The sequence below is a fragment of the Duodenibacillus massiliensis genome (assembly GCF_928721995.1).
In the GTDB taxonomy this organism is placed as follows: Bacteria; Pseudomonadota; Gammaproteobacteria; order Burkholderiales; family Burkholderiaceae_F; genus Duodenibacillus; species Duodenibacillus massiliensis.
In genome coordinates this window covers 1,063,162-1,076,291 of the sequence record NZ_OV788642.1, presented here as the reverse complement: position 1 = coordinate 1,076,291, position 13,130 = coordinate 1,063,162, and the positions used below count along the sequence as shown (strand labels likewise).

At 57.2% G+C, this 13,130-nt stretch carries 15 protein-coding genes and 1 pseudogene; 11 read left to right on the top strand and 5 right to left on the bottom strand.

Annotation, left to right across the window (positions count from 1 at the left end; all coding sequences use genetic code 11):
* The first annotated feature begins 47 nt into the window (after positions 1-47).
* The 3 genes and pseudogenes from NXF97_RS04875 to NXF97_RS10770 all read left to right on the top strand — a co-directional run.
* Positions 48-233 (top strand): hypothetical protein, encoded by a 186-nt coding sequence (locus NXF97_RS04875; protein ID WP_274956652.1) that lies wholly within the window; start codon positions 48-50, stop codon positions 231-233.
* Positions 230-418 (top strand): hypothetical protein, encoded by a 189-nt coding sequence (locus tag NXF97_RS04870; RefSeq protein WP_274956651.1) that lies wholly within the window; start codon positions 230-232, stop codon positions 416-418. The genes NXF97_RS04875 and NXF97_RS04870 overlap by 4 nt, the downstream gene beginning before the upstream one ends.
* A 39-nt stretch (positions 419-457) precedes the next feature.
* A pseudogene (locus NXF97_RS10770) lies at positions 458-724 on the top strand (IS256 family transposase); the annotation flags it as partial.
* A gap of 314 nt (positions 725-1,038) precedes the next feature.
* On the opposite strand, the gene NXF97_RS04860 reads toward NXF97_RS10770, so the two are convergent.
* The 3 genes from NXF97_RS04860 to NXF97_RS04850 all read right to left on the bottom strand — a co-directional run bounded on the left by NXF97_RS04860 (position 1,039) and on the right by NXF97_RS04850 (position 5,585).
* A complete protein-coding gene (locus tag NXF97_RS04860) occupies positions 1,039-2,469 on the bottom strand; it encodes a C69 family dipeptidase (RefSeq protein WP_274956649.1) in 1,431 nt (476 codons plus the stop codon).
* Positions 2,470-2,669: 200 nt separating this feature from the next.
* Complete coding sequence (locus tag NXF97_RS04855; RefSeq protein WP_274956648.1) at positions 2,670-4,010, bottom strand: glycosyltransferase; 1,341 nt, start codon at positions 4,008-4,010, stop codon at positions 2,670-2,672.
* Positions 4,011-4,220: 210 nt separating this feature from the next.
* The gene (locus NXF97_RS04850; RefSeq protein WP_274956647.1) at positions 4,221-5,585 is read right to left on the bottom strand and encodes a glycosyltransferase; all 1,365 of its coding nucleotides are present in this window, start codon (positions 5,583-5,585) and stop codon (positions 4,221-4,223) included.
* Between the two features lie 325 nt (positions 5,586-5,910).
* Here NXF97_RS04850 and NXF97_RS04845 point away from each other — a divergent pair, with 325 nt between their 5' ends.
* Positions 5,911-6,858 carry an AraC family transcriptional regulator gene (locus NXF97_RS04845; RefSeq protein ID WP_274956646.1) on the top strand — a complete coding sequence of 316 codons (948 nt, stop codon included), beginning with the start codon at positions 5,911-5,913 and terminating at the stop codon, positions 6,856-6,858.
* On the opposite strand, the gene NXF97_RS04840 is transcribed toward NXF97_RS04845, so the two are convergent.
* Positions 6,855-7,331, bottom strand: a complete 477-nt coding sequence (locus NXF97_RS04840) for a hypothetical protein (protein ID WP_274956645.1) — start codon at positions 7,329-7,331, stop codon at positions 6,855-6,857. The two genes, NXF97_RS04845 and NXF97_RS04840, sit on opposite strands and share 4 nt — an antisense overlap.
* A 216-nt stretch (positions 7,332-7,547) precedes the next feature.
* Here NXF97_RS04840 and ribH point away from each other — a divergent pair, with 216 nt between their 5' ends.
* The 7 genes from ribH (at position 7,548) to NXF97_RS04805 (ending at position 12,104) form a co-directional block, all read left to right on the top strand.
* Positions 7,548-8,048, top strand: a complete 501-nt coding sequence (ribH, locus tag NXF97_RS04835) for a 6,7-dimethyl-8-ribityllumazine synthase (RefSeq protein WP_022373908.1) — start codon at positions 7,548-7,550, stop codon at positions 8,046-8,048.
* Positions 8,038-8,538: a transcription antitermination factor NusB gene (gene nusB, locus NXF97_RS04830; protein WP_274956644.1), complete on the top strand. Its 501-nt coding sequence runs from the start codon at positions 8,038-8,040 to the stop codon at positions 8,536-8,538. The genes ribH and nusB overlap by 11 nt, the downstream gene beginning before the upstream one ends.
* A 161-nt stretch (positions 8,539-8,699) precedes the next feature.
* Positions 8,700-9,698 (top strand): thiamine-phosphate kinase, encoded by a 999-nt coding sequence (gene thiL / locus NXF97_RS04825; protein WP_274956643.1) that lies wholly within the window; start codon positions 8,700-8,702, stop codon positions 9,696-9,698.
* Between the two features lie 24 nt (positions 9,699-9,722).
* Positions 9,723-10,277, top strand: coding sequence for a phosphatidylglycerophosphatase A family protein (locus tag NXF97_RS04820; RefSeq protein ID WP_022373905.1), 555 nt, complete (start codon positions 9,723-9,725; stop codon positions 10,275-10,277).
* A gap of 12 nt (positions 10,278-10,289) precedes the next feature.
* Positions 10,290-10,793 carry a CinA family protein gene (locus tag NXF97_RS04815; protein ID WP_274956642.1) on the top strand — a complete coding sequence of 168 codons (504 nt, stop codon included), beginning with the start codon at positions 10,290-10,292 and terminating at the stop codon, positions 10,791-10,793.
* A gap of 106 nt (positions 10,794-10,899) precedes the next feature.
* Positions 10,900-11,406, top strand: coding sequence for a sensor histidine kinase (locus NXF97_RS04810; RefSeq protein ID WP_337627394.1), 507 nt, complete (start codon positions 10,900-10,902; stop codon positions 11,404-11,406).
* Positions 11,403-12,104, top strand: a complete 702-nt coding sequence (locus NXF97_RS04805) for a response regulator (protein ID WP_235836779.1) — start codon at positions 11,403-11,405, stop codon at positions 12,102-12,104. The genes NXF97_RS04810 and NXF97_RS04805 overlap by 4 nt, the downstream gene beginning before the upstream one ends.
* Positions 12,105-12,108: 4 nt before the next feature.
* Here NXF97_RS04805 and pyrF read toward each other — a convergent pair whose 3' ends face one another.
* Positions 12,109-12,951, bottom strand: coding sequence for an orotidine-5'-phosphate decarboxylase (gene pyrF / locus NXF97_RS04800; protein ID WP_022372423.1), 843 nt, complete (start codon positions 12,949-12,951; stop codon positions 12,109-12,111).
* Positions 12,952-13,130: the final 179 nt, after the last annotated feature.

Sequence of the window (13,130 nt, the reverse complement as noted above, 5' to 3'; positions counted from 1 at the left end):
GTCGGCTGAGTAAATTTACTCAATCGACTGAGTAAACGGCAGAAAGGATGTTTGAACGCGAAGAAGTTGCTGTTTTAAGAAGCCGTCTGGCTGAGCCGCGCCGCCGCATCCAGATCGTTTCCGGTCCGCACGGTGTCGGTAAGACAACAGCCGTGCAGCAGGCAACCGAGGGACTTCAGGTGCCCGTGCTCTTTGCGTCTTGTCCGCAGGACGCGCGACGAAGTCCGGTGTGAGTGAGGTTTGGCAGATGGCCCGGCAGATGATGGCGGCACAGAGGGCGCCGGAACTCGTTTTGGTTCTGGACGGCATTGATGCGGTTTTTGACTGGCGCGAGGCGGTGAAGTGCGAGTGGGATACGGATGGCCACAATGGAGGATGTAAGGTTTTTTGTGTCCGGGCGATAATAGCGCTCCCGTAGGGCGCGAAAGGAATCACGGTGGCACACCGTACACCCAAAATAAACGACACCGTAAAATTTACCGACCAGCAGCAGGCCATTCTGAACGATGCCGCAGAGCAACTGATGGAAGCCGGCGGCTTAACGGCCTTAACGCAGGCTCATTTCAACGAAGCGATGAAGATCGTAGCCCAACGCTTCATCAACGCCGCCCTGTAAGGGGAACTGAAGCACCATTTGACACAGGAAGACGAAAATCTCAACGAAGAGGAATCGGCGGCTGAGCGCGTTGAAAACAAACGCAATGGGTACAGCAAGAAAACGCTTCAGCATTGTGCACTCAGGCGCCGTCGGTCACCTTGTAGAAAAGGCGCGCAAGACTCATGTCGACGCCCTCGGGCGGCACAAGCGCGATGACAGCGAAAAAAGCAGCGCAAGCCACACGCAAAACTGAAGAAAGTCAGCAGGGCGCGCAATGCGGGGTAAAGAAAAAGAGAAGGCTTTCATGGTGAGTGAAAGTCTTCTCTTTGGTGCGTCAAAAACGCGTCAAAGTCGCGTTAAAGCCGCGTGAAATGCCGTAACAGAAGCAAAATCCGGAAAAACGCCCGAAGGCATTTTCCGGATTGTGAGAAAGGCTTAAATCAGTCCTTGTTCTTGCGGTTTCTGAAGAAGTTCGCTTTTTCGATGTCGTTGGTGCGCACCGTAAAGAGATCGTTCATGAGGCGTTCCACGAGCTCTTCGGTTTCGGCAAAAATCCGCACGCTGAAGTTCTGCAGAAGGTCGTCGGCAGCCTTCTTGTCCGTGGCGGCAAGTTCCGTGTAAGCCGTTTCAAAAACCTGCATGCGTGCGACAATCTGGGTTTCATGATCGGCAAAGGCCTTTTTGACGATCGGCGCAAGCTTCGGGTAGTCCGTCATCGCAAGCGTCTGAAGCTTGCGGAACTTCCAGTAAAGCGACACCGAGTCGGCGTGATCGGTCCCCATGCCGAAGTGAAGCGGCACGGACTTGAGGCCCTGATAGAAGGGCATGAAGCAGGAGAGATCGGCCATACCGAAGGCGATGTAAATAACGCAGCCGATTTCCTTGGGCATGTTGGGACGGACCTGCAGGATGTGCGCTTCATACGTTCTGAAAACGCTGATCGGACGCCAAGGTTCGTTGCCGTTTAAGCCGTTGGAATACGGATCGTGATCGGTGCCTTCGTAGTGGTTTCTGAGGCAGAACTTCAGATCATCCACCGTGATCTTCGCTTCGGGCTTGAGGTAAACCGCGAAGTTGCGGCCGTCGTCCACGGGCTGCTCGATCGAGGGGTTAAAGTGCTTCTGCATCACCCAGACGCGCGGATCGTTGTAGACACGGTCGCGGCTGTCGTCACGGGTGTAGGCCGCGGCAAAGTCAAAGTCGCCCTTTGCCGGATCGTAAAAGCCGTGTTCGGCGGCAAACTTCACGACGTTTTTGCTCGCCATCATCCCCGGGCATTCCGGAGAGTACTTCCTCAAACGGCCCTGGTTGCCGGTTGCCATGTACTTTTCCGGCGGGCAGCGGTGGGCAAGCCACTGATGCGCCGTGCCGGTTTCAAGGTACCAGACGTCCTTATCATCGATAAAGCCCACACCAAAGCCTTCAGCGGCACCGATCTCTTCGATGATGCTCCCCAAAAGTGCGCAGGCTTCTTTCGCAGACGACGCGCGCGGCAGAATCACGTCCGGAATATCGTCTTCGCTGATGCCGGTTTCTTTGTTCCAGGGATCAACCAAAAGGGCGTCATCGCGGGCAAAGATGGATTCGGTGCCGGTGAGACCGACGCCTAATTCATTAAAGCCCACGGCGCCGTGCAGCTGCGTTTTCCAGTTTGCAACCGTCGTAAAGCGCAGGCTGTGCGCAGGCAGCGGATACGTGAAGTTGTTGAGCCCGTGGTGTGCGGCGCAGCTGTAGACGCTGCCTACGGGGTTATCGCAGGATTCGTGAATGATGAAGTGCTGGGCCTTCATGGCGGAGCTGTCCGCGCTGCGGGCAATCATGAAGGAGCCGTCGGCGGTGGCTTTCTCTCCGACAACAACAGAAGTACACATGGGTGAAATTTCCTCTGTTTAAAAGTGGATTTTGAGAATAGGCAAAAAGCCTTAGATTCGGGGCATTGTAGAGGAAAGGAAGTGTTAGGGGGATTTCGAAAAAGGCTTGTGTCAGGAGAGGAAAGCGAGTGAAGGGATTCTTGGAAAAAGAAGCTGACGGTCGGAGCCGTCAGCTGCCTCAATGCGTTAAAGGGCGTGAATTACTCAGAGGCCGGTTTCGCGCGTTTTTTGCCGGTCTTTTTAAATTCTTCCCAATCGAGCGGATCCCCGTCATAACGAACCGACCCCAGGCGCGTGAAGTCATTGTCGCCGGCTTTTTTGCGAAGAAGCGGCTGCAAAAGCTTCAGGATTCTGTCGCCCGTAACTTTCAGTGAATGCTGCTCGGCATTTTTCCTGCAGCCCTCCTGCCACTTTTCCGTGTTGTCGTAAAGCTCATAGAGCGCATCGGCCCAGGGGCGACACTCTTCTTCGCTCGGCAGTACAAGCCAGTTTTCGTCTTTGCCCTGATTTGACTCAGGAACGGGAAGCGTAATGCCGCCCGTACCAACCGCTTCCGGAATGCCGCCGCTTTGCGAAGCAAGCACCGGAATACCGTTCATGGTGGCCTCCGTTGTCACGCGGCCCCAGCTCTCATACCAAAGGGAGGGCGCAACGAGCACCTTGGTGGTTGCGTAGATCTCGGAGACGTTAAACGTTGCATCGCGCAGCGCAATGTTTTTAAACGTCTGATTCTGAAAGGCCGAACCCACTTCGTCGCCCGGCTTTTTAAGTGCCCGCAGGGCATCGGCAAACTTCTTGCGGCTTTCTACCACCATAAAGGAGATGTCGGGCCGTTCTTTATTGGCCATGAGAATCAAGCGTGCAACAATCGCCACGCCCTTGGCAAAGGCCGGGTTAATGAATGTGACGGTCTGAGGATTGCGTGTTTTAGCGGTGACGAGATCCGCATTGATACAGATGCCGTACGGGTGAATGGTGAGTCCTTCGGTTTCTTTGTAGATTTTGGCTGTAGCTTCCGAGTCCGTGAGCACCATGTCGTGCAGCGGGAAGCGGTAATGATGATGGTTGCCGTTAAAGACGTGGTAGACGGTCGGGATACCGAAGGTGCGCGCTTCCATCCACAGGGACCGGCAAAGTGCATCACACCCGTAGCCCATCACGAGGTCGGGCTTAAAGGTTCTCAGCACCTCGGTGTACTTGTTGAGGAAGTTTGTTTCCTCTTCGTGCGTCATCTCATTCCAGACGGTCGAATGAAAGCCCGTAAAGAACCAGTGCGTGATGGGATTTTCGGGATTGGCGGAACTGTCCTTGTTGATCAGCACGGCCTTACCTTCGTTTTGCTTGATCTGTTCGGCAAGGTTTGGGATGCGGGCGGCACCCGCGGGATCATCAAACACACCGCCGCAGAAGGTGGCGGTGTCAATCCCGCGGCGGGAGAACTCCTGCAGCAGCGAATAGATCTGCATGGAGGCGCCGTTACTGACGTCGAAAACGGTCTGCGGACAGGCAAAAAGAATGCGGTAAGGACGTTTTGTGGCCATGATGGACTAAAAAGAAAAACAAATAAAACGGGTACAGGACTTTAGGTTGCCAATGCAAAGGTTCCGGCGGCGGAGATGGTCACGGCAGCAGAGCCGGAGGAACCGACAGACGATACAAAGCCGGCGAAGCGTTGTGCTTCACCGGCTTTGGAAAGTGATGGGGTGAGAAGCAGTGCATCGGGCAGAGTGTCCGCTGCGAAAGGCAGAAAGTTACTGTTCGGCTGACTTTTTGCTGATGGTGCGTTTCCTGCGGGCAGGCTGCCTGAAGTTTTCCCAGTCGAGCGGATCCCCGTCGTAACGCACGGACCCCAGACGCGTAAAGTCGTTGTCTCCGGCCTGCTTTTTGAGAAGCGGCTTGAGAAGCTTGAGCAACCGGTCTCCCGTCTTTTTGAGCGAATTCTTCTCGGCGTTTTTGGCGCAGCCGCTGTGCCCCCCCCCTCGCGTCCACTTCTCGGTGTGGTCGTAAAGATCATAGAGGGCATCAGCCCAAGGGCGGCACTCTTCTTCGGACGGAAGCACCAGCCAGTTTTCATCGGGCCCCTGGTTTGATGCGGGCTTTTCAAGCGTAATGCCGCCGGTGCCTACGGCTTCCGGCAGGCCGCCGCTCTTACTGGCAAGCACAGGGATGCCGTTCATCGTGGCTTCGGTTGCAACGCGCCCCCAGCTTTCATACCAAAGGGACGGCGCAAGGAGCACCTTTGTTGTCGCATAGATTTCGGAGACGTTGTAGGTGGCATCACGCAGCGCAATGTTCTTAAACGTCTGGTTCTGAAAGGCCGAACCCACTTCGCTGCCCGGCTTTTTAAGTGCCCGCAGGGCGTCGGCAAACTTCTTGCGGGTTTCAACGACCATGAAGGAGATGTCGGGGCGCTCTTTGTTGGCCATGAGAATGAGACGTGCAACAACCGCCACGCCCTTGGCAAAGGCGGGATTAATGAAGGTCACCGTCTGGGGATTGCGCTGTTTTGCAACCACGAGGTCGGGGTTGATGAAGTTACCGAACGGATGAACCGTGAGGCCGTCTTCATCCTTGTAAAGTTTGGCGGTGGCTTTGGAATCACACAGCACGATGTCGTGCAGCGGGAAGCGGTAGTGATGGTGGTTGCCGTTACAGATAATGTAGGCAGTCGGAATCCTGAAAGAGCGTGCTTCCATCCACATCGAGCGGCAGAGCGCATCACAGCCGTAGCCGATCACCAGATCGGGCTTGAAGGTGCGCAGCACCTCGGTGTATTTGTTGAGAAAGTTCGTTTCCTCTTCGTGCGTCATCTCGTTCCAGACAGTCGAGTGAAAGCCCGTGAAGAACCAGTGCGTGATGGGGTTTTCGGGATTGGCGGAACTGTCCTTGTTGATGAGCACGGCCTTGCCCTGATTCTCCTTAATCTGCTCAGCCAAATTCGGAATGCGCGCGGCACCCGCAGGATCGTCAAACACACCGCCGCAGAAACTGGCGGCTTCGATGCCGCGGCGGGAAAACTCCTGCAGCATCGAGTAGACCTGCATGGAGGCGCCGTTACTCACATCGAAAACGGTCTGGGGGCAGGCAAAGAGAATACGTGACGGACGGGCTGTCATGGCGGCGGCAAAAACAAAGAGTCGGGATAGAAACTACTTATTTTAAAGGCGGGGCCGAAATTTTGAATTCTTTCGGCAAGGGCGCGGTAGCAACGCTTTGCCCGGGCTTTTCGGAGCCTTTTCCTTTTCTGCCGACTTCCTGCCTTTTTCTCTCACGAGCGGATCAATTGCAGAATCGGACAGTAGCTTTGTATGCCAATAAATACGGGCCCAGGTGGTTTGTAAACACAATGTTCTGCTGATTTTTCGTCAGAAAATGTGACTTGCCTGAATCTCTCCGACTGAAGACAATATGCAGCAAAAGAGGTTTTTTCGGAGCAGAGAAATGACGGAATGCGCTTCCCCGATCATCGATGAGATCAGGCGCCTTGTGATGCAGTACGCGGCGGACAAGACCGGTCTGCAGATTGAATCCCCGATTGACGGGCTCTTTTTCTCCGTGCGCTACGGCAGCACGGGAACGTGCACGTGTTCGGTGTATGAGCCGTCGGTTGCACTGATGCTGCAGGGCCGCAAGATGACGACGGCCGGCACGCGCGTTTATACCTACGGCCGCGGAGACCTCCTCATCACCTCCATGGACGTGCCCACGACCTATCAGGTTTTGGAAGCCTCGCCCGACAAGCCCTTTGTCGGGATAGGCATCAGGATCGACGCGGTGGTGATGACGGACCTCATCCGGCAGCTGCCGTTGGAGGACGATGCAGCTGACGACGCCTTCGTGCGCGCGATTACGCTTTGCCGCGCCGAAGCCGCGCTTGAAGAAGACTTTCTGCGTCTTGTGCAGATTCTGGATTCCCCGCGGGAATGCAAGTTCAGGGCGCTGCTTATTATCCGCGACATCTATTCCCTGCTTCTTTTGGGGGAACACGGGGAGAGCATCCGCAGAATCTTCACCAATAACTCGCGCTCAAGCCGCATTTCGCAGGCAGTGGGCTGGCTGAGAGACAACTACCGCGAGCCCTTAAGCGTGGAGGCGCTCGCAGACCGCGTGCATATGTCGGTGTCGTCCTTTCACCGACATTTTAAGAGTGTGACAAGCGTCAGTCCCCTGCAGTTTCAAAAGCGCCTGCGCTTGAGCGAAGCCCAGCGGCTCATGCTCACCGAAGGCAAGGACGTTGCCACTGCGGCCTACGAAGTGGGCTACGCGAGTCCCACGCAGTTTTCCCGTGAATATAAGCACGCCTTTGGGGAAGCCCCGGGCAGAGACATTGAAGCGCGCCGCAGGCTTGTGGAGTGCCCCGTGTGCTGTCAGGCGCCGCAGGCGGCTTAAGCCTTCGTTTTTTCGCTGATGCGCTCTGCGATATAGGTAACGACAAGGAGCATTCGGTAGCGGGCCACGGCAGAAAGAGTGAGACCGATTGCGACAAGCACCATGTCGCTGGCGTACGAGGCGGCTTCAGGCTTGTCGGTGTAACCGAAGGTCATCGCGAGCATAAAAATCACGGCAAAGACGGTGACCGCGAGCGCTCTGCGGAAGGCCGAGCGGCAGATAATCCCGGGCTCATCCGTGATGTTGCCTTTGAGAAGCCCTCTGACGGCTGCGTCCACGGGCACGGCCCGCATCAGTTCTTTTTCGGAGAGAAAGACGCCCGCGGCGCGCATTCTTTCCTGCACTTCGCGGTATTTTCCTTCAAAGCGCAGCGCCCACTTGGGGTAAAAAAGGCGCAGACACTGAAACAGCAGGTAAAAAAGCGCCAGCGCAAAGCAGAAGGTGGTGATGAGCGTGTCGGTCTGATCGGTCATGGAAAAAGGAAAATGCGTTGCCGGGATTGCCCGCTATTGTGCCACCGCCGTCAGCGCGTACCGAAAAAAGAAGGCCGGACGAACGCAAAACCGGTCGGCAGCCCGCTAAAATAGGTCTAACAGAGAAAATGGAGCACCTGTGGGCGGCAGGCCTTGAATTTAAGGCGCCGTGCCCTCACGTATGGGTGCGGATTTATTTTAGGAGCTCAGTCAGTTATGGCAGTCGACGTTATTGAAACCAATCTTGACGGTACCGGCCTTTCGATCGGTGTCGTTGTGTCCCGCTTTAATGAATATGCGGGCAAAGAGCTCTATGCCGCCTGTCTGGCTGAATTGAAGCGCCTGGGCGTCATGGAAGAAGACATCACCTACGTGACGGTGCCCGGGGCGCTCGAGATCCCGTTTGCGCTCTCGCGCCTTGCCGACACCGGTGACTACGATGCGCTGATTGCTCTCGGAGCCGTGATCCGTGGTGAAACGTATCACTTTGAAATCGTCTCTGACCGTTCTTCCGAAGGCATTGAACGCGTGAGCTACGACTTTGACATCCCCGTTGCCAACGGTGTTCTCACCTGCGAAAACGACGAGCAGTGCAAGGCCCGTACCGCGATGAAGGGTAAAGACTGCGCGCAGTGCGCCGTGGAAATGGCGCGGCTTGCGGAAAAGTTCCCGAGCGACTTCGCCGACTACGATGAAGATGACGACAATGATCGATAAACAGCATCTGCCGCTTGCCGGTCAGCGCCGCAAGGCCCGTGAGTTCGCCCTTCTTGGGGTGTATGAATCCCTGATCAATAAGGATGCGGACTTTGCGGAAATCGATGCGGGGCTCCTTTCTGTGATCACCGACGCCGATGGCCCGATTGCGGGCTGTGACCTCATGCCCGAAGACTTTGATCACTGTGATCAGGCTTTCTGCCGCGAGATTCTGGCGGGCGTGATCGACAACCGTGCCAAGCTCGAAGAAGTGCTCTCACACCACGTTGACCGTGAGCTCACAAGGCTCTCCATGATCGAGCGTGCGTGCCTGACGATCGGGACGTGGGAACTCATGAACTGCCCGGAGACGCCCTACCGCGTGGTGATTAACGAAGCGGTGGAACTCTGCAAGCAGTTTGGGTCCGATAAGGGCTATAAGCTCGTGAACGGTGTTCTTGATAAGGTTGCCGGCGAAGTGCGTCCGCACGAGGCGGCAGCAAAGAAGTAAGCAATGCAAAACGGACGGATGCGGATTGTGCTCAGCAAAGCGCACCCGCAGACCGTCCGAAAGGCAATATTCGAAAGGGCGTGTTTCGGCTTCAAAATTCGGCCGGATCGCGCTCTTTTGCTTTGGTGCGTGCGCCAAGGCAAAAGTTAAAGGTGAAGAAAATGGCTCAAAACGGTGAATTTTCCATTATTGCGCAGTACTTCACGCACAACACGTTCGGTGCCTGGAAAAGCAAGGGCGTGGGAGACGACTGCGCCATCATCGATATGCCGGCAGGGCGTATCGCGGTCACGGCCGACATGATGGCGGTGGGCACGCACTTTTTGCCCGACACGCGCCCGGAAGACATCGGCTATAAGGCTCTCGCCGTCAATCTCTCGGACCTTGCGGCAGCGGGAGCTCTGCCGCGGGCCTTTTTCCTTTCGATTGCGTTGCCTGACCGTGACGACGCGTGGCTTGCGGGCTTTACGGCGGGGCTGATGGAACTTGCGCGTGAAACGCAGTGTCCGCTGTTGGGAGGCGATACAACCCGTACGGCAAGCGTGGGAGACGTCAGAGCCCCTGCCACCTTTTCCATTACCGCGATGGGAGATCTGCCGCCGCAGATGGGTTTGACGCGCGCCGGAGCGCACCCGGGGGACGACATTTGGGTTTCAGGCTGTGTGGGCGGGGCCTATGCCGCATTAAAGCACCGCTGGGGTGAGTGGACGCTGCCCGCGGAACTTTATCCGGCTGCAGCACAGTGCATGGACCGCCCGCAGGCGCGTCTCGCGCTCGGCCGCGCGCTTTTGAGTTCCGCTTCGGCCTGCGCGGACGTCAGCGACGGCCTGGCGCAGGACCTCGGGCACATTCTGGAAAGAAGCGGTGTGGCAGCCGACATCCTCTGGGACGCGGTGCCGCTGCATCCGGCAGTAAAAGCCCTCAGCGCCGACCGGCGCATTGAAGCGGCGATGAACGGCGGCGACGACTACGAACTCGTCTTTACGGCGCCGCATGAGAAAAAGGGCCTCATTGAACAGGCAAGCATCTCAGCGCTGACACCCGTGACCTGCATCGGCCGCATCCGTGAGGCGGACGACGCGACCGAGCGCCTCCTCATGCATGACGACAAGGGCAACACCGTTCTTTTGCCCGCGGGCGGCTATGATCACTTTGCATAAGTCAAACCATCTGCTGTAGCTGCCATGGGTCTGAGAGAAAAATATTCGTCTGATAATCCCGCCAACCGCGTGCGCCCGGGCTGGGTCTTTACCTACCAGCATCCGGCGCATATGCTCGCGCTTTTTTTCGGGGCGGGGTGCCTGAGACCCGGGCCCGGCACCTGGGGAACGCTCGCAGGCGTCATTGTCTGGGCGTTTCTCGTGCAGTTTTTTGACTGGAAGGCGCTGCTTCCCATCATCATCGCGGGCTTTTTCTTAGGTGCCTGGGCAAGCCAAAAAACAAGTGACGACCTGGGTGTAGAGGACGCGGGCTGCATTGTGATTGATGAAGTGATCGCCGTCTGGGCCGTGTGCCTTTTTCTGCCGCAAAACTGGCTCGGGTGGCTTTCGGCCTTTGTGGCGTTCAGAATTTTCGATATCGTGAAGCTGCCGCCCGCTTCAATCATTGACGCGCGGCTTCACAACGGCTGGGGCGTGATGATTGACGATGTGCTTGCGGCCGTCTGGGCGCTTGCGGCGGTGCTTGCGCTTGACTGGGCCTGCACAACGCTCGGCATTTCCTATCTCGGTATTTTCTGACGGGTGACAACGATGGATTTAACGGCCATTGACAGACTTTCTGAGGAGCTCGGGCGCGCGGCGCAAAAAGCGGGCGCCGTTTTTGCCACGGCCGAAAGCTGCACCGGGGGCGGTATTGCGGCGGCGATTACCGACATTCCGGGGTCAAGCGCCTGGTTTGACCGCGGGTTTGTCACCTACAGTAATGCCGCCAAAACGACCTTGATCGGCGTAAAGGAAGAAACACTGAAGGCGCACGGCGCGGTAAGCGAAGAAACAGCGCATGAAATGGCGGTGGGGGCGCTGACGCGCTCGCTTGCTACCGCCGCGGTTTCCGTGACCGGCATTGCAGGACCAACGGGCGCCGTGCCGGGTAAGCCTGTCGGAACCGTGTGCTTCGGGTTTGCAGAGCGCCGCAACGGCAAAGTCACGTGCCGCACGGAAACCATGCACTTTACCGGTGACAGGGCAGAGGTGCGGCAGCAGACGGTTGCGCATGCGCTCAAAGGGCTGCTAACCATTGTTAAGGCGGCATAACCGAAATAACTCAATTTGGAATTGACTTAATCGGACATTGACTCAATCTGAGATTGAGTAACTTCTTCAGCGACTTGCTCCGGTTTGGTCGGCTTGCCGATGAAATCTGAAAAACGCGCTCCTTTTTGAAGGGCGGCCGTCGGCAACCGGCGAAAAGCCCTATAACCCGATGGCGTCTACCGGTACCAACATGGCCCAGAGTAATCCGGACCTGCAGAAGGCCGTGAAGTACTGTCCCGCATGCAGCATAATTGTCTTTCCCGCAAAAAGACGCGGTGACTCAGTTGCGGTCACAGTGGCTGATAACGGTCCGGGGCTTCCTGACGGAAATCCCCAGCGGCTTTTTGATCCCTTCCGGCGCGGCAAACGTGAAACGGCGGTTTCGGGGACCGGGCTGGGGCTGGCGATCTGCCGCACGATTGCGCGTGTGCACGGCGCGGAAATTTTTGCGACCGATTCGGTCTGGGGCGGGGCGGCCTTTACGCTGGTGCTCCCTCACGTGCCGATGGCCGAACTCGATGACGAAGATGCAATTGACGATGCAGACGATGTGTCTGCAACTGAAGCCGGCGGCGGCCGTGGTTCCGCACTTCCGGCAGGAGGTGGAAAATGACCGCTGATATGCCGGCAGCCCGGATTCTCATTGTGGAAGCCGAAACGACGATTGCGCGTTTCGTGTCGGATGCCTTAAAGGAAGAGGGCTTTACCGTCTTTATCGAGGGGACGTTGAAGGAGGGCCTCACCGCCTGCTCAACGCGCCAGCCCGATCTCGTGGTGGTGGATCTGGGGCTTCCGGACGGCGACGGCCTGGATCTCATCGGGTCGTTCCGCACCTTTTCTACGGCCCCGGTGATTGTTCTGTCGGCCCGCACCGATGAGAAAAACAAGATTCAGGCCCTGGACCTCGGGGCGGACGATTACATCGCAAAGCCCTTCGGGATGGGGGAGTTGCTCGCGTGTGTGCGGGCGCAGCTGCGGCGCCGCGCGCTCATTAATCCGGAGACACCGGAACCGGCGGTGGATATCGGGGATGTGCATGTGGACCTCGGGGCCCGTACGGTGACGAAAAACGGGGAGCCCGTGCATCTCACAAAGCTCGAATACCGGTTGTTGCAGACCCTCATTGAGTCGCGCGGCAAGGTTCTGACGCAGCGGCAGCTGTTGCAGCGTGTCTGGGGGCCTGCTTACGTCGAGCGCCCCCACTATCTGAGAATTTACATGTCGCGGCTTCGCGCCAAGCTCGAGGACGACCCCGCACGCCCGAAGTGGCTTTTAACCGAAGTGGGCGTGGGGTGCCGGCTCGCACTCTGAGGTATTAACCGCGTGCCGCGAGGGCTTTGGCCTTTGCGGCGTTAATGGCGTCGCGTGTGGCCTTAGCGGCAGCAGCGGAAGCCTGGGCAAACATTTCGTCCTTGCCCGCGTAAAGAATTGCGCGGCTTGAATTGACGGCAATGCCAAAGCCTGCGGCATCAAGCCCTGCAGCCACGGCGGCGTTCACGTCACCGCCCTGAGCGCCGATTCCAGGGATTAAAAGCGGCAGTGTCGGAGCAAGGCTTCGGATACGGGCAAGTTCCGAGGGCTGTGTGGCGCCCGCAACGAGCCCGAGCTCACCGTTCTTGTTCCATTCCTTCTGCGCTTTTTCCGCGACGATTTCAAACACCGTGCGACCGTCGGCGGTCTTGAGTTCCTCAATGTCGCGCCCGCCGGGGTTGGAGGTGCGGCACAAAAGGAAAATGCCTTTTTCCGGGAAGTTCTCCATGTAGGGCTCAACCGTGTCAAAACCCATGTAGGGCGAAAGCGTCACGGCATCGGCCTTGTAGCGCTCAAACGCTTCCCGGGCGTACTGTTTGGCGGTTGACCCGATGTCGCCCCGTTTCGCGTCCAAAATCACCGGAATGCCGGGATGGTTGGTGTGGATGTAATCGATGAGGGCTTCCAGAACGCTCTCAGCGCGCAGCGCGGCAAAGTAGGCAATCTGCGGCTTAAAGGCGCAGGCGTACTGAGCCGTTGCATCAATCACGGCGCGGCAGAAGGTGCCGACGGGATCGGGGCCGTTTTTGATGTGTTCAGGAAAGCGGCTGATGTCGGGGTCAAGTCCCACGCAGAGCAACGTCTCGGCGGAACGGGAGCGGGCGGAAAGCGACTCGGTAAAGGTCATGATTATTCTCTTGAGTCCGTGAGGTTGGGCGCGTCAGAGCGCCTGAAGTGACTGTAATTCTAAAGAGGTTGATATGACAGGCGGTCTTTTTACCTTCCTCAGCTGAGAAGAGGCAGACGCGTGACAGATGGCCTGGAAAAATTGTTGTAAAAGTTACGACAAAAAAGGAAATTGTCGCT

What these genes read in the sequence shown, in the direction of transcription:
- NXF97_RS04805 (WP_235836779.1), top strand. Translation starts at nt 11,403, where the DNA reads ATGACCGCTGATATGCCGGCAGCCCGGATTCTCATTGTGGAAGCCGAA.
- NXF97_RS04860 (WP_274956649.1), bottom strand. Translation starts at nt 2,469, where the DNA reads ATGTGTACTTCTGTTGTTGTCGGAGAGAAAGCCACCGCCGACGGCTCC.
- nusB (WP_274956644.1), top strand. Translation starts at nt 8,038, where the DNA reads ATGATCGATAAACAGCATCTGCCGCTTGCCGGTCAGCGCCGCAAGGCC.
- thiL (WP_274956643.1), top strand. Translation starts at nt 8,700, where the DNA reads ATGGCTCAAAACGGTGAATTTTCCATTATTGCGCAGTACTTCACGCAC.
- pyrF (WP_022372423.1), bottom strand. Translation starts at nt 12,951, where the DNA reads ATGACCTTTACCGAGTCGCTTTCCGCCCGCTCCCGTTCCGCCGAGACG.
- ribH (WP_022373908.1), top strand. Translation starts at nt 7,548, where the DNA reads ATGGCAGTCGACGTTATTGAAACCAATCTTGACGGTACCGGCCTTTCG.
- NXF97_RS04820 (WP_022373905.1), top strand. Translation starts at nt 9,723, where the DNA reads ATGGGTCTGAGAGAAAAATATTCGTCTGATAATCCCGCCAACCGCGTG.
- NXF97_RS04840 (WP_274956645.1), bottom strand. Translation starts at nt 7,331, where the DNA reads ATGACCGATCAGACCGACACGCTCATCACCACCTTCTGCTTTGCGCTG.
- NXF97_RS04815 (WP_274956642.1), top strand. Translation starts at nt 10,290, where the DNA reads ATGGATTTAACGGCCATTGACAGACTTTCTGAGGAGCTCGGGCGCGCG.
- NXF97_RS04845 (WP_274956646.1), top strand. Translation starts at nt 5,911, where the DNA reads ATGACGGAATGCGCTTCCCCGATCATCGATGAGATCAGGCGCCTTGTG.
- NXF97_RS04850 (WP_274956647.1), bottom strand. Translation starts at nt 5,585, where the DNA reads ATGACAGCCCGTCCGTCACGTATTCTCTTTGCCTGCCCCCAGACCGTT.
- NXF97_RS04875 (WP_274956652.1), top strand. Translation starts at nt 48, where the DNA reads ATGTTTGAACGCGAAGAAGTTGCTGTTTTAAGAAGCCGTCTGGCTGAG.
- NXF97_RS04855 (WP_274956648.1), bottom strand. Translation starts at nt 4,010, where the DNA reads ATGGCCACAAAACGTCCTTACCGCATTCTTTTTGCCTGTCCGCAGACC.